Raw genomic sequence first — 17,346 nt, forward strand, 5'->3', positions numbered from 1 at the left:
CGCCGGGGATCATCGCGAGGGCTGGAGGCCGTCGTCGCGCAGGCGCCGCAACACCGCCTGCAACACGGGCGCCGGCGGGATCTCCTCGAGCAGCTGGCCGCCCGTGTCGAGGTCGGCCCGGATCCGTGTCGCCACCGCCCCGTCTGCCCGGTCGAGCAGTCTTCGGTACGCCTGGACGACGTCGGCAGCCGTCGCATGCTGTTGCGATTCGTGAGCCGCGCCGAGGATCGCGTACAGCGTGTCGAGGGCGTGATCCAGGTCGTCGTCCGGGTAGACGATCGCCGACCGTTCGGCATCGTCGGTTATGTCCGGCTCGTCCAGCCAGCGGGCCACCAGATCGCGGAGCACGTGGATCGCGCGGCGAGCCACTTCCGGATTCTGTTTGGCCGTGGAGGCGCTGGTCCAGGCGATGTTGCCGATCTGGTCCATGCCGGTGGTCGCGTCCACGTCCGGGTCCGGCTCGGCGGCGATGAGCACGGCGCCGCGGATCTCGTCGGCCAGGCGCTTCGCTGCCTCCGGGTCGTCATCTCGCACCGTGGCGATCCTGTCGCCGAAGGCCACCGCCTGCCCGAGCGGGACCCACAATCTGATCTCCGCCTCGGGGACCTGCTGCAGCGCGCCGGCGAGACGGCGCAGGTCGATGCCCACCACATATCCCATGGTCCGGGCGTGGTAGGTCGCCGTGACGGGGCGGCTGCTCAGTTCCCGCCGCCGGGTACGCCGGATGATGTCAGCCTCGTGCCGGCGTCCGTGCAGAGTCCGGTCATGGATCTGGCGCAGGACGCTGGCGGGGCGCATCTGGTCGAGTGTCGAGTACACCAGCAGGAGCAGTGACGCCAACGCCACGACGGTCAGCAGGGTGGCCAGCGTGGCCCCGAGGACGGGAGGTGTGTCGTTCTGCACGGCAAGCAGCACCACGTAGGAATATAGGGAGAGTCCCAGGAAGAATCCGAAGAAGATCTGGTTCGTTCGCCGGCGCATGAATTGGTCGAAGACCACGGGAGACAGCGTGCTCGCGGTCTGCTGAACGGCGAGCAGCAGCACCGAGAACGTGATCGAGGTGACGGTAACGAGCCCGGCTGCAATGGACTGCAGAGTCTGCACCGCCGCCTGCTTGCCCACGAGGTGTTCGAAGGCTCGCCGGACGGCCTCGAGTGCACTGACATGGCTCTGATCTATCAGTATGGACAGCGTCGCCAGCAGCAGGAACAGGGCGATGACCGCGAGCGGAACAGCCGCAAACTCGTGCATGGCCTGGCGCAGTCGCCGCCGTGCGCGCAGACGCTTGTCGTCGGCCTGCGCGCTGGGAACACGGTCTGCCACTGGGTCGCACTCCTCACCGTGACCGGAGGGCTGCTGCCTTGTGCGCCTCGGCATCGCCCGTCTTCGCCGTCTCCGGCGGGAAGCGGCCGCCGGTACCATTGCCTGCCTGCCTGCCTGCCCGTCAGCGCTTCAAACGATCGACGAGCCGTCCTCCGCGCGGTCCGGGCCTGCACCGATCCACATGCCGGGCATGATCAAACTCGGCGAGGTCCGTGCAGCGGGATTCATCGGGGAGCAGGGGACGGAACGTGATGTCCCAGGCCTTGTCACCGGATCGCCACGGCGTGAGCACGCTCGCGTGCGCTGCGGCTTCGCGTAGCCGGTCGGCCTCGGCGCCGGTCACCACCATGCAGCCGACGCGGCCGTCGGTCGCCACGGCCGCGTCAGGCAGTGCAGGCCCGGGCCATCGGCGCGCCGGGCGGGGCTCGCCAGGGCTTCGTCGGCCGGGGCGTACGGCCGGGCCAGCGCCGCCGAGAGTCGCTGCGGTACGGCTCGGGTTTCGGCAGGCGGTCGCTGGTCGGCAGGCGACCGACTCGCTGAATGAAGTCCGTGAGCCGCTTGCGTGCGGCTCGCTGCACCGCCGTGAGGTCCGGGTCGCCGGCCGTCGTCTCGGTCAGGGTGGGAACCTGCATGCGGTGCACGCCGTAGCCGGTGACCGCGGTGACCACGGTCGTCGTGGCGTCGGCCACGCCGGGATCGCTGAAGTCCGTACCCGGCGCCACGCCGGCCGCGACCGCATCCACGGCCAGGTGGGCCACCGGTCCCATTCCCGCGTCCTGGACTTGGAGGGAGGGGAGTGCCGGCGGACGACCGAGGTTGCGATGTTCACCGAGGGCGGCGAGTCGGTGGCCTACGCCGTGGTCTGGCGCTCTGCTGCGTATGCCCGTGCGGGTGGCGGTGAAGACCGCTATCCCCGCCACACCCGCCTGGTGGGTGTGCACGTCGGCGAAAAGGGGCGTCGAGTCGTCGGGTCTTCTCACGGTGTCGTCGTCCAGCGGGCTCTGCAGCGGGCATCGCGGCGTCGCCGGTCAACCGTCGTATCGCGCCGTCGGGGCGTCGGCTCCTCGAGGCTGCGCGCCGGGGCTGGGCTTGCGCCCGTTACTGAACGTGACCTTGTCAAAGTGGACCTCCACCGGATCGGCGTACCGGGCGCCGTTGACCGGGTCGTGCCGCATGTAGGTCGGCGGGTCAATGTGCACCGTCACGTCGTACGGCCCGGTGCCGGGGAGTTGAGCGTTGCAGCCGTAGTGGTGCAGGAAGGGATGCCAAAGGAACGGCAGGTCGGCCGAGAGCAGGGGACTGCCGTCGTGCAGCATCTCCACCCGCACCGACAGGCCGGGCACGAAGCGGCCGTCGCCGGCATCGGCCACCGCCACCTCGAGGTGCACGTTGGCGTCTTCGGCAGCCTCGCGCCAGATCAGGTGGCCGTCCTGCGGCGCGTACATTCCCTCGGCCTCCTCATTGACGAAGGCGACCACGTAATCGCCGGCGCCGGCGGTGGCGGCGCCGTCTTCCGCCGCCATGGCCCGCAGCGCCTTGCCGTACGCGTCCCCCTCGCGGCGCGCCACGTCCAGCTGCTCGGCGGTGGCCTCGTTGCTCGGCCGCATGGGTGCAGATGTCATGCTGGTTCTCCTTGTCATGTGGCGATTCGGGTCCGGCCGCCCTACCCCGCTGGACCGTCCGCAAAGCATGCGGGCCGCTCGAGTGATGGGCCGGCCACCGCTCGAGCGGCGACTCTCGCACCACGGATCAGAACGACGCGAAGCGTTCGCTCAGGATGACGGCGACATCGATCAGAACGCCGCGAAGCGTCTGCCCGGACGGCGCGTCCCCCTTGACATTGTTGTGGCAGTGGGGACGTCGGCTGCGGCCCGCCATGTCGGTCGTAGATAAAGGCCGAACAGCGACCCCGGCAAAGTGGTCTTCAAACCGTCACATTTGGGCGCGATCGGATACCTCGCTGGCGGCCCGCGGTTCTCAGGCCCATGTGGTGATGTCCGCGGCCACGAGGAACTTGTGGCCCTCGTACCGCTCGTACACAGACGCGGGGCCGAGGTCGTACGTGGTGAAGAATCGGCTGTAGGTGAAGCGTTCGATGACGCCGTACACGGTCACGAGGCTCGGCGGCTCCAGCCCGGCCGGCCCATCACCGAGGATCAACAGCCCCTGGTCGGGCAGGTCGGCATCGCGGATGACGAACGACTGTTTTGTCAGCACGGTAGAGACCCCGGCGGTGATCATGAGCCGTGTACCGACGTTGCTGACCTCGATGGTGTTCAGCAGTGCGGTGCTCCTGGGCCGCGGGTCGTCCTCGTGGTGCCGCACGGACGTGCAGCCGCCCACCAGGACGAGCAGGAAGGCGCAGATCACGCCTGCGGTGGTCCAGTGCGTGGTGGTGAGCCCGTTGCGCGATGAAGTCATTCGTGATCACCCAGCCGATCGATGTCCGGTTGCCGGCGGCGAAGGGGGCGATCTGTTCACACTAATCGCCGTCTTCGGCAAACGGTGCACGTGACTGTGACAGTTGCATGACCCGAGAACTGTCAGGCCGCAGACGGGGTCGCAGAGGCGCCGCCATGGCAGCGATTGCTGGGTTCCGGACGCACCACGTTGCCCGGCTGAACCAGGGCGTCCACCGTGACGGACCCAGCGTCGTCGAACGTAAACGTGACCGGGATGGTCGTTCCGGCCAGCACCGCACGGTTCAACCCGACCAGGCGCGCGTGGTAGGCGTCGAACGGCGGAACGCCGGGCGGTGATTGTGCGAGGTTCGGCTTCGCCGGCCGCAGCACGAGGGCTGGAACCACGGTGGCCGTCCCGTCACAGTCGTCGTCCCAGCGCACCTGCCCCGTGCGGGCGTACGGGCTGGTCAGGGAACGGAGGACATCCGGGTAGGTGCCTTGGTTCAACGCCGTGAACCAGACGCGGGCGTCGTCACCCACCCGGTACCGCGCGTCGGGCGGTGCTTCGATGTGAACGCTGCGCAGCAGGATCGAGCCAACGCGCGCGTTGGCCCCCATCACGCTTGCCTGAAAGGGCGGCTCCCGGTCCCCGGGGATGGTTCGCGGGAGGTCCGTGCCGCATCCACCTATCGCGGCCACCATCACGACTGCCGCGCACGCTACCCATGGTCGTCTCTTCATTGCCATGGCCCTAGGCGTACCCGGGTCGGTCCGATGCCATAGGAGCTTGCGCCGCAGTTCAGCCCGGCCCGTCGATGGTTCCGCCGACCTGGTCCTCGCGGTAACCGAGCACCGCGTGGTAAACCACAGCGCACAGCGGGACGGCGATGAGGGCTCCCGCGACCCCGGCCAGCAGTGTGCCGGCGGTGACGGCGAGCAGCGTGATGACCGGATGGATCCGGATGGCGCGGCGCATCACCAAGGGCTGCAGCAAGTTGCCTTCGAGCTGCTGCACCACCACGACGGCGATGACCACGACGACGGCGTCGCCGGCGCCGTTGGTCACCAGCGTGACGAGAGCCGCGGCGGCTCCGGCCACGGTGGCACCCACAATCGGCACGAACGCCGAAACGAACGTGAGGACCGTCAGGGACAACGCGAGAGGAACTCGGAGGACGAAGAGCACCGCGCCGATGCCGACCGCGTCGACGGCGGCGACCGCAGCCGTGCCGTGGGTGTACGACTGGAGGGTGTGCCAGGCCGTACGGCCGGCCCGGTCGATCCGGCCGGTCTGCCGCGACGGCAAGTGACGTACCAGCCAGCACCACATCGCTTCGCCGTCGCGCAGGAAGAAAAACAGCAGGAACACAGCCAGCAGGGCGGCGGCGAGGAACTCCGCGGCGGTGGTGGCGCCGGCGACCGGGCTCGGCAGGCTCTTGCGGAGCGCTGCGGCCACGCTGGTGACGATGTCGTCGAGCCGACGTGCATCCAGTCCCGGCAGGGTGTCCACCGCGGTCTGCCGCAGTCGTTCCAGTCCGGCGACGACCTGGGCGCTCAGGTCGTCAAGTTCCATCGTGGCCCGCCTGCCGATCAGGTAGCCCATCCCGGCCAGGGCGGCTACCAGGGCGAGGACGCTGATGAGCGCCGCCAATGAGGCCGGCACCCGCCACCGGGTCAGCCGTCCGGTGAGGGGGTCGATGAGCGCGGCCAGCAGCAGCGCAGCGATGATCGCCATGGTCATGGGCGCCAGCCGGGTCGAGATCCGGACGACCACGGCAGCCCCCAGCGCGAGGACGAGCAGGGCGGCAACAGTGCTGGCGGCCCGGACCAGACGGCTGGGCGACCGCGAACCGCCGGGTAGGACCGGCGGCGGCGGGCCACCGCGCCGGTCCGTCACCGCCCGCGCCGAATCCACGGCCCCGCCAGTGCGCTCATGACCGTCGCTATGACCAGCAGGGCCGCGCCTACCAGGATGGCGGTCTTGATGGAGAACGTGACCCCCACGCCGGCAGTCACCGCTCCCGCCACGGCAAGGATCATCAAGAGGATCCGCACGTCACATCGCCTCCTTGATGCCGCGCCGAATCAGCCAGGAATTGACCGGATAAGAGGTGAGGAACCCGGCGGCCATGCCGATCTGCATGAGGAACCAGTACGCGGCTGAGTCCGGGCGCAGGTGTGGATCGGGGAAGAACACGAAGGCCATGAGCGCCATCCAGGCGAACAGGCCCACCTCGAAGGCGGTCAGGGAGAGCACGTCGGCCTTCGCGGCCTCCAGCAGACCCTTGCGGACGGACAGGCCGCGCATCGGGACGATGGCGAAGAACTGGAACACGATGCCGAATGCGAGCGCGAGCACGTAGTCGCCGATGAACTCCGCCCAGATGGCCGTGCCCGCGACGGTGATGCCGAGAAGGAAGATGCCGGTCTCGGCGACGATGTCGCCGAGGGTGCACCCGGCCCCGCAGTGCATGACGCCGACGGTGGTCGTGGCCCATCGTGGCTTGTCGGGCGGGTTAACCTGCGCGTCCTTGCTCTGTGGCCTGCCGTAGCGGGCGTACATCCAGACCGCCAGCGGGCCCAGGTAAAGGGCGTTGATCGGCCACACCGCTTCCATCACCGCCATCCGCTGGCGGTGGCCCTGCAGGTAGATGTCAGCCAGGATCGCTGCGGCACAGAGCCCGCCGATCGCGAGGGCGATCCAGGCGAGGCCGGTCAGCCAGGTCGGCGGCATTGCTGTTCCTCCGGTAGGGGACGGGAGTGAGGGCGCCCCTACCCGGATGCCGATCTCCTACACGCTCATCGGTGCCGGGCCGCCGGAGTCATCGCGTTCACCGCCGAACGCAGATCCGGAAACGTGCGGAAGACGCTGTCCAGCCGCATGGTGTGCAGAACCGTGCGCACGAACCGCGACGGCGCCACCAGGTCGAACGTTGCACCGTGCTGCTTGGCCTCCTGCCTGGCCCGGACCAGCAGGCCCAGGGCTGCCGAGTCGATGAAGTGGGCCGCATGCAGATCGACGACCACGTGGCGATGCCGGGCGGCCGCCCGCATGAGGTCGTCGCGCAGCCGTTCGGCCAGGGCGGCGTCGAGATCGGCCAGCGGCGTGATGGCTGTGACATCGACGTCGTCGTGAGTGCGGATGTTGTACGACGCGCTGTGGTGGGCGGGTCGGCTCTCGCCCGCCGACTGCTGCGGTGTTGCGGAGGTCCGGCTGCACTGCGGGCACCGATGCGGCCCGGTCGAGAACGCCGATCCGGTCCAGCCGAGGGCGATGACGACCGGCCACACCAGGTCGCCGTCCCGGGTGGTGTCGATGGCACTGTCGTCGCTGCCGCACGTGTCGCAGATGAGGGCCGCAGTCCCGTCACCCGCGGGGACGACGGTCATCGCGGCCGGTCCGCGCCGGGGTACCGGGAGCCCTGCGGCCGCCGATCCGCCGTGATGGCGACCAGGACCACCGCCGTGGCGGCGAAGATCACCTGGAGGATCACCTCCGTGGCGGTCAATCCGTCGGTGCCGAAGCCGGCGAACCTGCCCACGACGGTGCCGAACATCGCGGCGCCGATGGCGACGGCGAGCGGTACCCAGAAGGGGACGTCGCGCTGGGTCGGCACGATCCATCGGGCGCTGAGGCCGAGGACCAGCCCGACCACGAGGGCGGTCACCAGGCTGCTGGGGGTCATGAGCGTCGTCCTTCGATGCCGCGGCTGCTTTCCGGTGTTGCTTGAGACTGCCCGCCGGGTGCGGCGAAACGTGCCCGGCGGTATGACAGTCGGATGACAAATGCGGCGGCGGGGGGCTCCGCGCAGGTGGCCCGCGGCTGCTCGGGGCATCATGCGGGTATGGGTCCTGCGCTGCTGGTCGAGGACGAGGGCGGCCTGAGCGCCGAGCCGAGCCGATGAAGGTCGGGCTGCGGACACGCGTCAGCGCCGCCTTCGCCATCGGTGCGCTGCTGCTGTCGGCCTGCGTCTCCATGGTCTCGTATGAGCTGGCCCGCAGCACGTTGATCCACGAGCGTGAACGGACTGCCGTACGCACGACGTACTTCGACGCGGCCGTCGTCGACGCGGGGCTGCCCAGCCGATCCTCCGACGTGGGCGAGGTCCTGCGGTCCCTGGACACGGGCGGGGATCGGTACGTCCTGCTGCATCGCGACGGCCAGTGGTACTCGCGCGGCGCCGGTCCCTCCGCGGGTGCCGCCGTGCCGCGGGCGCTGCAGGGCATGACCGGACACGGTGAAGCCGGATTGCAGCGCACCGTCGAGGACGGGCAGCCGGCGCTGGTTGTCGGGATCCCCCTCTCATCGGGCGTCTTCTACGAGGTGGTGGCGCTCACCGAGCTGGAGCGCACCCTGAAGCTTCTCGCGCTCGTGTTGACCGCGGTGGCGATCATGGTGGCTGGTGGCGGTGCGGCCCTCGGCTTCTACGTCACCCGCCACGCGCTGCGTCCGTTGACGGCCGTGGCCGCTGCCGCCGGGAACATCGCCGAGGGTGACCTGGACACGCGCCTGGACCCGGACACCGAACCGGACCTGGCGCAGCTGTCGATCTCGTTCAACCACATGGCCGATGAGCTGTCCCGGCGCCTGCAACGCGATCGCCGGTTCGCCGCGGACGTCAGCCACGAGCTGCGCTCACCCCTGCAGACCCTCTCCGCCGCCGCGAGCGTCGTCGACCGGCGCCGGAACGGCCTGGACCCGAAGGCAGCTGCGGCCATCGGCCTCATCACGGAGGAGATCAGCCGCTTCCAGGACCTCGTCGACGACCTGCTCGAGCTTGCCCGCAGCGACCAGCCGGCCCACCGGGAGCCGAGCGACATGCGCGCGCTCGTCACGCGTGTCTGCCGCAGCCGCGGCCTGTCCGAGGACCTGGTGGAGGCGGATCCCAGGACGCCTGAAGTCTGGACGGTGGACCGGCGCCGGATCGAGCAGGCGCTTGGGAATCTTGTGGACAACGCGGTGCGCTACGGCGGGGGACCGGTCGCGGTGCGTCTGGGCTGCGCCGGCGACCGCCATGTCATCGAAGTCGACGACGCCGGGCCGGGTGTGGCAGAGGAGAACCGTACGGTGATTTTCGACCGGTTCGTCCGCGGCTCGGCGGCGAACGCCCGCGGCGACGGCGACGGCACCGGACTCGGCCTATCCATCGTGGCGCAGCACGCCGCCGCCCACGGCGGCGTCGTGAGCGTTGGCGACCGCCCCGGCGGCGGCGCCCGGTTCCGGATGGAGTTCCCATGATGACCCGCATCGGGCGGCTCGCCGTCGGTCTGGCCACCTGCCTGCTCGGGGCCGCCTGCGGCCTGCCGGCCGAGGACGAGCCGCGCCAGGCCGACCTCCCGAGACGCCCGTTGACCAGCCCCACGGCGACGGCCGCCGGCATCGAGCCGCCGGGCGATGTGGTGGAGGTGCTCTGCCTCGTCCGCGACGCTCGCCTCGTGCAGGCGGTCCGCCGGGTCGGGGCCTCCCCCACCGTGCAGCGCCAGCTGGAGAGCCTCGCGGCCGGACCTACCGAGGCCGAGCGCGCCAACGGCCTCACGACGGCCCTGGCCACGACGTCGGTTCGGGTCGATGTGCCGGCCGGCAGCACGCAGGCGCGCGTGGAGGTCGCCAAGACCGACGAGGGCAACGCGCGCAGCGACGAGATGATGGCCTACGGACAGATCGTCTGCACGCTGACGTCGCGGGTGGACGTCAATTCCGTGGTGTTCACCCGTGACGGCAAGGTCCTGCAGGTGCCTCGTGGCGACGGCTCGCTGTCCCGGGGCCCGTTGGGTGCCGGTGATTACGCGAGTCTGATCGCGCCGGCGTGATTCGGGGCCCGCCGTACGGTCATCGAACTGTCATGCCGTCGGGGGTCTGTTGCCATGCCGTGCGGCAACTGTGGCTGATGACGACGAGTCGCCACGGCAGGAGAACGCCATGTCTTACTGGTGGTACCCCGATTGGTACAACGGCCAGTCCTACCTCGGACGCTCGCGGCCGGCCGGCGAACCGGACGGTGGGCGTGATGTCACCGACCCGCAGAAGCGCTTGGCCCGGGCGGTGGCCGAGGCGTTCTTCGACGACGCCGCGGTGACGGGCGGACAGTTCGACCTGAGCGTGCAGAACGGCGTGGTGATCCTGGACGGCGTGGCCGACACCGAGGCCAGCCGTTCCGCGGCCGTGGTGCGGGCGTGGTCGGTCCCCGGTGTGCGGGACGTGTGCAACGCCCTCACCGTCAAGAAGCACCGCCGCCGCTGATCAGGTGGATGGCCGCGTGCACCCTCACCACCCGGCCGGAGGGCGCCACCACGGGATCGGCGACCAGGCGGATCACCGACGGCGTGCCGCCGCGATGCAGCCGTAGGGTGAGGTCGAATGGCTGCTGTGCGCCGGTCAGGCGCTGGATGGCGGTGGTCAGCGCGGCGGAGTCCTCAGTGGCCACGTAGCGGGGGAGTGACACGAGTTTGATCGGACCCCGGCTGGGGTCGCGCTGCAGGATCCGGTAGGCGTCCGTCGACCAGTCGGCCCGGCCTCGCATCAGATCCCACTCGGCCCAGCCCGCACCGGTCACCCGCTGCAGCCGCTCCAGACGGGACGCCAACTGTCGTTCGGCGTCGTGGAACTGCCAGTGCACGAGCAGCCCGTCACCGAACCGGGCGGCGCGCATACTCACCACCGTCAGCCCTTCACCCTCGGCGGTCAGCACCGACATGGGCGTCGGTGGAAGCTGGAACGGCTCACCGCTGCACAGCGCATGCACGTATCCGTCGAAGATGCCGACGCCGGCCACGTGCGGGTAGACGTCGAGCATCCGCCGTCCGCAGAACTCGTCGGCGCGACGCCCGCTGGCGTCGATGGCCGCCGGGCTGCACCGGTCGAACCGGAAGTCGACGATCTCCCCGCTGCCGTCGCGCACCGGCGCGAGCAGGGCGAAGGAACCGGGCAAGGTCTCCAGGACCGCTTCCACCCAGTGAGCGGCGGGTGAGGCGACCGGCGCGCCGCAGTCGTCCCACAACAGCTGGGACAGCCGCCGGCCGCAGGCCTCGGCGACCGCGCTGACGTAGGCCCGGGTGCCCGGTTCCGGCAGTTTGCCCTCCTCCCAGATGATCGAGGCGACGCCGAAGGTGCGTTCCCGGTCACGCAACGGGATGCAGGCCCGCAGCTCGCCCTCGCCGAGCAACTCGTAACCGAGCTCGGCGGCCTCCTTCCTGCCGATCCACAGCGGGCGGCCGTTGACCACGGCGCTCAGGAACGCCACTTTGAGCGTTCCCGGCACGCGCTGCCAGGCGCTCGCCAGGCCCTTGGGCAGGCCGTGGGTGGCGACGAGGCGGACGGCGCCGTCGGGCTCCAGGACAGCCAGCAGCACAGCCGTGACGCCGATGTGGCGCAGACCCTCTGACCAGGCGGCCTCTGCCAGCTCGGACGGGTTGCCGGCCGCGGACAGGGCCGCACAGGCGAGGTGGTACCGGGCAGTGGCCACCTCGGGGAGCAGGGAGACCACGGGAGGGCCTGCCTCGCCCGGGAGTCGTGCGCTGTCGCGGGGCGGCGTCACGTAGCGCTCCGGGACAAATCCGTCACCGCCGGGGCGTCCGGACGCCGGTTCCGGGATGGGTGCGGCGATGCCCAACAGGCCGGCGGCCACCTCGGCCACCTTCATGTTGCTGCGCTGCGAGATCTGGGACAGGTGGCTGAAGGCCTCGTCGGGCGTGCAGCCCAGCCGGCCCCCGAGCAGGCCCTTGGCCTGCTCGATGACGGCCCGGTGCCGCTGGGAACGCCGGAGGCCCTCCACCTCTGCCTGCAGGCGCTGGATCGTGGCCGTCAGACGTTCGACATCCGTTTCCGCGTGCCTGCCAGCGGCGCGGCGCTGCATGTGGGCCCCCTCATCTCCACCCTGACGTCGACCTTGTGAGCAATGTCCGCCTCGTCGCGGGGCGTACCCCGACGAAGCGTACCGCCGCCGGTGTCGCGGTGCCGGGGATGCAATACGTCCGGAAAATACCGATGTGGCCGTGTCCGGACGGGCTGAACGGGAACTCGGTGCACCGACCGGAACGCCCCCGGCTCGCCAAGGGTCAGACGCTCACCCTCGACGGCAACGTCCAGGTGTTCACCTATCAGGCCTACCGGGGGCAGTACGACCTTGCCGAACGACAGGCCTACGCGCCGTTCGAGGGCGAGAGGGTCGTCGTCATGGCGGGTCGCCGGACGGCCACCGTACGAGCGTCCGCCGTCCGCTGAGGCCGTCGCGACACGGACTCATGACAGCTTCGTGACGAAGAGGCGTCCCGGGTTTCCAGGGCCGGGCCGTGGTTATCCCCAGAACCGAAGCTCCTGCCGCCGGTGTCAAGCCCGGGCACCCGGGCCGTACCGGCCCACCTTTGCGGCATCGGAGCCATGAGCCGGCCGCGGTGTTATCCGCGCCGTCGCTTCGATGCCAGGTCCCTCGCCGCACCCATGCCCGGGTGCCGGGTGGACGTCTCGTGTGACTTCCTGGAGGAGGCGCCATGTCCTCGATCGCCGTCCCGACCCGCACTGATCTGGCCGGGCGCGACCGGGCCACCGTCGACGTGATCCGCTCGATGCGTGACCCAGGCTGCCCACCGGCACAGCGAGAACGGCTGCGGCAGGAGGCCATCTGCCGGGAGTTGCCGCTCGCCCGCCACCTGGCGTATGGCTACGCCGATCGCGGCGAGCCGATCGAGGACCTCGTGCAGGTCGCGGCCCTCGCTCTGGTGAAAGCGGTCGACGGGTTCGACGCCGACCGGGGCACCAGCTTCGCGGGGTACGCGTACCCGACGATCCTCGGCGAGCTGAAGCGGCACTTCCGTGACCGGACCTGGAGCGTGCACGTTCCCCGGCGGCTGCAGGAACTGTGCCTGGACGTCGCTCGTGCCCGGACGGAGCTGCTGCAACAGCTGCATCACGAACCGACCGCCGCGCAGATCGCCGAGGTGGTCGGCGCGACGGAGGCGGACGTCCGAGCCGCGTCCGCCGTCGCATCGGCGTACCGGGCCGACTCCCTGAACCGGCCCGTCGGCTCGGCCGATGATCCCTGTGAGCAGCAGGAACTGCTCGGCGCTGTGGACGCCGGCCTGGATTCGGCCGCCGACCGCGTTCTCCTGGAACCCGCTCTCCGCAGCCTCCCGGAACGCGCCCGGTACGCCGTGAGCCGCTACTTCTTCGACAACCGCACCCAGGACGAGATCGCCGCCGAGCTGCACACCTCCCAGATGAGCGTCTCCCGCCTGCTCAACCAGGCGCTCACCCGCTTGCGGTCCCGCCTCACCCCGGCGACGCCGGAAGCCGCGAGGGCGGACGTGCGGGTGCACACGTACGAGGCGCAGGCGGGCTGCCTGGTCGCCACGGTGGTGGGATGTGCCGCTCCGGTGGCCGGTGAGCTGCGGGATGCGCTGGTGGACACTCTGGTGAGCCGGCGTCCCCGTACGCTCGTGGTGGACCTGCGCCGCCTCACGCAGCCGAACGTCGCCGTCGCACGGGCGCTGATGGCGGCGTACAGCGCCGCCGGGCACGTGGGGGCGCGGGTCTGCGTGGTGAACATCGCCGCCGATCTGCTGGCGCTGCTGCAGCGCACCGGCGTCACCCGCTTCATGCCGTGCCGGCGTATCGCCGCCCCACGCCGCCCCGATGCCGAAACGGGAACCGGGCCGGTTCCCGCGCCAGCTGCTGCGTCAGCACCGCCGCGCGTTGCCGCGGGCGCTGGGCGCGGGAAGCCGCCCACCGGTCCGCGGCGGTGCCCGAGAACCTCCCGGCGGCCGGCCGCCACGCCGGAGTTCACCGGAGTGCCTCGCCTCGCCGCCGTGCCGGTGCATCAGCGTCGGCACGCGCTCGCCGTTGTCGCGCAAACTCCGCCGCCCGCCGAGATGCCGCGACGGCGACAACCCCTGGTGGCCCCCGCCGGAGCGGCATCCGCGCCACGGCCCCCGCACCGACGAGGCCGCCTCGGCCGGGCTCGCCCGCCTCCGCTCGCGCCGCACGGGGCGCCCGCGGGCCACTCCCTGCCTTGTTCAGCCTTCCGATGACGAGGTTCGCGATGAGCAGCGTTCGTCCGGTCCCGTCGGCACCGCCCACGGTGCAGTCCGAGCCGTCCCTGCGTGAGATCGTGCGGCAGCACGGGGTGGTGACGCTGCTGCGGCAGAGCGTCCTGCGCTTCTGGTACGGCGACGCCTTCAGCCACGCCCGCGCCCTGGCGCTGCTGCTCTGCCTGGCCGTCGTCCCCCTGCTCATCGCGCTGACCGGCCTCGCCGACGAGGCTGGCGTGGACGAGGGCGGCCGGTTGGTCGTCCGGGTCACCCTCGGACTCACGCCCGGCCGCAGTGACGACCTCGTACGGCGGCTGCTGTCCGATGGGCTCCGGACGTGTGGTCGGCGGAGCCTCCGGAACGGTGGCGCCGGTGGACCGGCTCGGCGTGGCGGTCGTGGCTGACGTCGTCGGCCGATGCGCCGGGGACGCGGATCCGGCAGACTGATCGGGCTCCGGCGCCTGGTTCGTCGGGGAGGCCGGAGTGGTGGGCCCGGTGGCGGTGGGCGAGGGCGGGGCGGAGCGTGTGCGCGCCGTCGTGGGAGGAACCGGTAGGTGCCGTCGGGGCCGGCCGTACCTTCTGCGGGGTTGTCGACGCTCGCACGCGGGTGACCGCGCAGGCGCACGCCACGCCGTCGATGGCGAAGCCGTCCGTCACCTCGTCGCTGTGCGCGTCGACGGTGCCGGAGACGGACATGGTGACGGCCCGTGCCTCCCGGCAGATCAGGTCGCCCGGCACGTCGTCGGTCGTGAGGCCGGGGGAGAGCAGCTTGACGGCCACCGTACGGTCCAGGACGAGGTCATCGGCCAGCCACACGGCGGCCATGCCACCCTCGCCGATCGGCCTGACGAGCCGGTACCGGTCAGCCAGGACACGCGCGCATCCACTCCTCTTTCGTCGGAGCGTTTCCGGCCGCGGGGCCGTACCACGGGGCTCGATCCGGAAACGGCCGGAGCCGCGTCGCGGTGGCTGCGGCTGGGTACGCGCGTCGTCGTCCGCGAACAGCTCATTCGGGAGGGACGAAGTGACTGAGCGTCGAACAGCTGTGGTGACCGGCGGCTCCGCGGGGGTGGGCCGCGCCGTCGTCCGAGAGCTGGCCGGGCACGGGTGGGACGTCGCGGTGCTCGCCCGGGGCCACGCCGGGCTCGAGGGCGCCGTCAAGGACGTCGAGGCCGCGGGTGGCCGCGGCCTGGCCGTGCCGACCGATGTGGCCGATCTCGCCCAGGTCCGGTCGGCGGCGGCCGCGGTCGAGCGCGAGCTCGGGCCGATCGACCTGTGGGTGAACGACGCGTTCGCCGGAGACCTGCGGTACTTCTGGGAGATCCCCGACGAGGAGTACCGGCGGATCACCGAGGTCACGTACTTCGGTCAGGTGAACGGCACGCGGGTGGCGCTGGAACACATGCGTGCCCGTGACGGCGGGGTCATTGTGCAGGTGGGCAGCGCGCTCGGGTTCCGCGGCATCCCGCTGCAGGCGGCGTATTGCGGGGCGAAGCACGCGGTCAAGGGGTTCACGGAGAGCGTGATCACCGAGTTGAGGCACTGCGGCAGCGCGGTCAAGGTCTGCATGGTGCAGCTTCCCGGCGTTAACACCGTTCAGTTTGAGTGGAACGCGACGGGTTTCGACGAGCATCCGCAGCCCGTACCGCCGGTGTTCCAGCCGGAGATCGCCGCGCGAGCGGTCCGTTTCCTGGCCGAGCACCCGAGGCGGAACATGTGGGTCGGGATCTCGACGGCGTACACGATCCTCGGCAACCGGGTCGCGCCGTGGTTCCTGGACTGGTACATGGCCCGCAAGACGGTGGGCGGCCAGCTCACGGCGGCGCAGGGCCCCCGGTACGGGAGCAACGTCTTCGAACCGCGCGACGACGAAGCGGATCGGGGCGCGCACGGCATGTTCGACGCCAAGGCGAAGTCGCGCGACATGTGGTCATGGATGTCGATGCACCGGCCGGTGCTCGTCGGCGCGGCTGCCGCGGCCCTCGCCGGCCTCGGCCTCGCCCGGCGCCGCTGACCCCGCGTCAGCGCAGCCGGCTGGGCCACCGCTGGCCCGGCCGAGCAGCGCCAGCATCGTCGGCATCAGCAGGACCGGACGAGAACCGCGTCGATCAGCACGCCGAGCGACATCGCAAAAGCGTTTCCCGGAACGGGCGCAGCGGCACCACGGCCAGCAGAGTCGCGGTGGCCGCGAGCGTGACCGCCGCGGTGGTCCCGGTCCGGGAGGTGGGTGGTATGACGGCGCCAGCGCGTGCCCGGGTGGCTCGTGCCGTTCTGACCTTCCTCGCCGGCGTCGTGCTGGGTGCCGCCGTCTTCGCCCTGATCCGGCCGGGCCCGGACGCCGAACCCCGGGGCCCGCGCGTGACATCCCGGTCGGCGTCGCGCCCAGCGCAGGTCAGATCACCGTCCCGGCCAGCTGCACCAAGGTCTGGAGCGGGCCCGTGCGCACTGGCGAGCGGCGACGAGGCCGCCGGAGCGCTGCGCAGATTGCACACCGCACGGCTGCAGCCGATCCTGAACGAACTTCAGCAGGCGCAGAACGACGTCGACCGCCTCGCCGAGCAGTGCCGTCGGGAGAGCCGGAGCGGCAAGTGAGGCGTGCGGTCAGCTGCCGGAGCGGGGACCGGAGATCGTCGGCCGCAGCCGTCCGAGCACCGTACTCGCGGCGCGCCGGGCGTTGGCGTAGCTGAGCCGGCAGACCTCGGCGTCACGGTGCACGGCGGGCGACTCGGCCACAACGGACCCGTCCGCAGCATGCAGGAGCCAGCGGAAGTGCATGCGCGCGTCGCGGGTGACCTCCAGCTCGCCGGATCCCTCCCGCACCTGCGCGACCGCCTCCGGCCAGGGCGGACGGTCCGGTCCAGTGGCTTCGTGGGCCAGCACGTCCGCCCCGGACGGGGTCCGGACGATGAGTCGCCACCGGCTCGGGTCGTCGCGGCGGGTTTCGACCCTGAACATCGTCCCTCCCGGTTGTTATTCGGGCTTGTGCCGCGCGCCTACCCGAGGGGCAGACGGCGGAAACGCCGGCCCGGGCCGGTGAACGGTCAACTATTCGTCATACAGCCGTCACGGACCCGGCGGATGTACCGGGGCATCGACGACAGCTTTCCATCGAATGGCTCCGAAGAGGGTGACCACCATGAACGTGCACAGGCTTGTACTCGCAGCGGTCCTGCTGACCGGTGTCGCAGCGTGCAGCGACGACAGCGGGGACACCCCGTCGGCGAGCGGCGGCACCACCGTGCCGTCCGTATCTAGCTAACCGGCGGCCGACCCGTCCGTGACCCCGAGCGCCTCTACCGGTACGGCGCCGGCCTGCGTGACCGGTCGGTGGCGGGCGACCGGGGTCGCGTCGACCGGCGGCCTGGACGAGGTGCGCGGCCGCATCGCCGGCGGGACGGGCACCGTGGTGACCGTGGGCGACGGCGGCCGGACCGAGGTGGACTTCACGGCCTCCCGGCCGCTGACCTTCACCGCCGAGGCCGCCGGCGCGGACGTGCGCGGTCAGGTGGCCTACAAGGGCTCGTTCCGGGGAGCTGTGGTCGCGACAACGGCACGGGCCGATGGAATCCGCAGGGCAAGATCACTGGAGTGATCTGAG

The 17,346-nt window shown here is 71.1% G+C and carries 23 protein-coding genes; 10 read left to right on the forward strand and 13 right to left on the reverse strand.

Annotated elements, in window-relative coordinates:
- Positions 1–9: 9 nt before the first annotated feature.
- The 11 genes from AB0F10_RS02070 to AB0F10_RS02120 form a co-directional block, all read right to left on the reverse strand.
- Entirely contained in the window at positions 10–1,422 is a 1,413-nt protein-coding gene (locus tag AB0F10_RS02070) for a DUF2254 family protein (RefSeq protein ID WP_360619946.1), read from the reverse strand.
- Positions 1,423–1,444: 22 nt separating this feature from the next.
- On the reverse strand, positions 1,445–1,699 hold the full coding sequence (locus tag AB0F10_RS02075; protein WP_360619947.1) for a hypothetical protein: 255 nt from the start codon (positions 1,697–1,699) through the stop codon (positions 1,445–1,447).
- 7 nt (positions 1,700–1,706) lie between these two features.
- Positions 1,707–2,090 (reverse strand): hypothetical protein, encoded by a 384-nt coding sequence (locus tag AB0F10_RS02080; protein WP_360619948.1) that lies wholly within the window; start codon positions 2,088–2,090, stop codon positions 1,707–1,709.
- 261 nt (positions 2,091–2,351) lie between these two features.
- The gene (locus AB0F10_RS02085) at positions 2,352–2,945 is read right to left on the reverse strand and encodes an iron transporter (protein ID WP_360619949.1); all 594 of its coding nucleotides are present in this window, start codon (positions 2,943–2,945) and stop codon (positions 2,352–2,354) included.
- A gap of 355 nt (positions 2,946–3,300) precedes the next feature.
- Positions 3,301–3,744: a hypothetical protein gene (locus AB0F10_RS02090; protein WP_360619950.1), complete on the reverse strand. Its 444-nt coding sequence runs from the start codon at positions 3,742–3,744 to the stop codon at positions 3,301–3,303.
- Positions 3,745–3,866: 122 nt separating this feature from the next.
- Positions 3,867–4,343 (reverse strand): copper chaperone PCu(A)C, encoded by a 477-nt coding sequence (locus AB0F10_RS02095; RefSeq protein WP_360619951.1) that lies wholly within the window; start codon positions 4,341–4,343, stop codon positions 3,867–3,869.
- 181 nt (positions 4,344–4,524) lie between these two features.
- Positions 4,525–5,622 (reverse strand): AI-2E family transporter, encoded by a 1,098-nt coding sequence (locus AB0F10_RS02100; RefSeq protein ID WP_360619952.1) that lies wholly within the window; start codon positions 5,620–5,622, stop codon positions 4,525–4,527.
- Positions 5,619–5,780 (reverse strand): hypothetical protein, encoded by a 162-nt coding sequence (locus AB0F10_RS02105; RefSeq protein ID WP_360619953.1) that lies wholly within the window; start codon positions 5,778–5,780, stop codon positions 5,619–5,621. The genes AB0F10_RS02100 and AB0F10_RS02105 overlap by 4 nt, the downstream gene beginning before the upstream one ends.
- Before the next feature lies 1 nt (position 5,781).
- Positions 5,782–6,459 carry a DUF4396 domain-containing protein gene (locus tag AB0F10_RS02110; protein ID WP_360619954.1) on the reverse strand — a complete coding sequence of 226 codons (678 nt, stop codon included), beginning with the start codon at positions 6,457–6,459 and terminating at the stop codon, positions 5,782–5,784.
- A gap of 65 nt (positions 6,460–6,524) precedes the next feature.
- Positions 6,525–7,115, reverse strand: a complete 591-nt coding sequence (locus AB0F10_RS02115; protein WP_360619955.1) for an STAS domain-containing protein — start codon at positions 7,113–7,115, stop codon at positions 6,525–6,527.
- Positions 7,112–7,411: a GlsB/YeaQ/YmgE family stress response membrane protein gene (locus AB0F10_RS02120; protein WP_360619956.1), complete on the reverse strand. Its 300-nt coding sequence runs from the start codon at positions 7,409–7,411 to the stop codon at positions 7,112–7,114. The genes AB0F10_RS02115 and AB0F10_RS02120 overlap by 4 nt, the downstream gene beginning before the upstream one ends.
- Positions 7,412–7,626: 215 nt before the next feature.
- Here AB0F10_RS02120 and AB0F10_RS02125 point away from each other — a divergent pair, with 215 nt between their 5' ends.
- The 3 genes from AB0F10_RS02125 to AB0F10_RS02135 all read left to right on the forward strand — a co-directional run bounded on the left by AB0F10_RS02125 (position 7,627) and on the right by AB0F10_RS02135 (position 9,966).
- Positions 7,627–8,964, forward strand: a complete 1,338-nt coding sequence (locus tag AB0F10_RS02125) for a HAMP domain-containing sensor histidine kinase (protein WP_360619957.1) — start codon at positions 7,627–7,629, stop codon at positions 8,962–8,964.
- Entirely contained in the window at positions 8,961–9,536 is a 576-nt protein-coding gene (locus AB0F10_RS02130) for a GerMN domain-containing protein (RefSeq protein ID WP_360619958.1), read from the forward strand. The genes AB0F10_RS02125 and AB0F10_RS02130 overlap by 4 nt, the downstream gene beginning before the upstream one ends.
- A 109-nt stretch (positions 9,537–9,645) precedes the next feature.
- Complete coding sequence (locus AB0F10_RS02135) at positions 9,646–9,966, forward strand: BON domain-containing protein (RefSeq protein WP_360619959.1); 321 nt, start codon at positions 9,646–9,648, stop codon at positions 9,964–9,966.
- On the opposite strand, the gene AB0F10_RS02140 is transcribed toward AB0F10_RS02135, so the two are convergent.
- Positions 9,944–11,578: an ANTAR domain-containing protein gene (locus tag AB0F10_RS02140; RefSeq protein WP_360619960.1), complete on the reverse strand. Its 1,635-nt coding sequence runs from the start codon at positions 11,576–11,578 to the stop codon at positions 9,944–9,946. The genes AB0F10_RS02135 and AB0F10_RS02140 overlap by 23 nt on opposite strands.
- Before the next feature lie 167 nt (positions 11,579–11,745).
- Between AB0F10_RS02140 and AB0F10_RS02145 the strand changes: the two genes are divergently transcribed.
- The 5 genes from AB0F10_RS02145 to AB0F10_RS02165 all read left to right on the forward strand — a co-directional run bounded on the left by AB0F10_RS02145 (position 11,746) and on the right by AB0F10_RS02165 (position 16,340).
- Positions 11,746–11,946, forward strand: a complete 201-nt coding sequence (locus tag AB0F10_RS02145) for a hypothetical protein (RefSeq protein WP_360619961.1) — start codon at positions 11,746–11,748, stop codon at positions 11,944–11,946.
- Between the two features lie 266 nt (positions 11,947–12,212).
- Positions 12,213–13,748 (forward strand): sigma-70 family RNA polymerase sigma factor, encoded by a 1,536-nt coding sequence (locus tag AB0F10_RS02150; protein ID WP_360619962.1) that lies wholly within the window; start codon positions 12,213–12,215, stop codon positions 13,746–13,748.
- 11 nt (positions 13,749–13,759) lie between these two features.
- A complete protein-coding gene (locus AB0F10_RS02155) occupies positions 13,760–14,152 on the forward strand; it encodes a hypothetical protein (RefSeq protein ID WP_360619963.1) in 393 nt (130 codons plus the stop codon).
- 620 nt (positions 14,153–14,772) lie between these two features.
- Positions 14,773–15,762, forward strand: coding sequence for an SDR family oxidoreductase (locus tag AB0F10_RS02160; protein ID WP_360619964.1), 990 nt, complete (start codon positions 14,773–14,775; stop codon positions 15,760–15,762).
- Between the two features lie 218 nt (positions 15,763–15,980).
- Complete coding sequence (locus AB0F10_RS02165) at positions 15,981–16,340, forward strand: hypothetical protein (RefSeq protein ID WP_360619965.1); 360 nt, start codon at positions 15,981–15,983, stop codon at positions 16,338–16,340.
- Between the two features lie 9 nt (positions 16,341–16,349).
- Here AB0F10_RS02165 and AB0F10_RS02170 read toward each other — a convergent pair whose 3' ends face one another.
- The gene (locus tag AB0F10_RS02170; protein ID WP_360619966.1) at positions 16,350–16,703 is read right to left on the reverse strand and encodes a hypothetical protein; all 354 of its coding nucleotides are present in this window, start codon (positions 16,701–16,703) and stop codon (positions 16,350–16,352) included.
- Positions 16,704–16,884: 181 nt separating this feature from the next.
- Here AB0F10_RS02170 and AB0F10_RS02175 point away from each other — a divergent pair, with 181 nt between their 5' ends.
- Positions 16,885–17,007, forward strand: coding sequence for a hypothetical protein (locus tag AB0F10_RS02175; RefSeq protein WP_360619967.1), 123 nt, complete (start codon positions 16,885–16,887; stop codon positions 17,005–17,007).
- Positions 17,008–17,064: 57 nt separating this feature from the next.
- Entirely contained in the window at positions 17,065–17,340 is a 276-nt protein-coding gene (locus tag AB0F10_RS02180) for a hypothetical protein (protein ID WP_360619968.1), read from the forward strand.
- Positions 17,341–17,346: the final 6 nt, after the last annotated feature.

Source organism: Actinoplanes sp. NPDC026623, assembly GCF_040638275.1.
GTDB lineage: Bacteria > Actinomycetota > Actinomycetes > Mycobacteriales > Micromonosporaceae > Actinoplanes.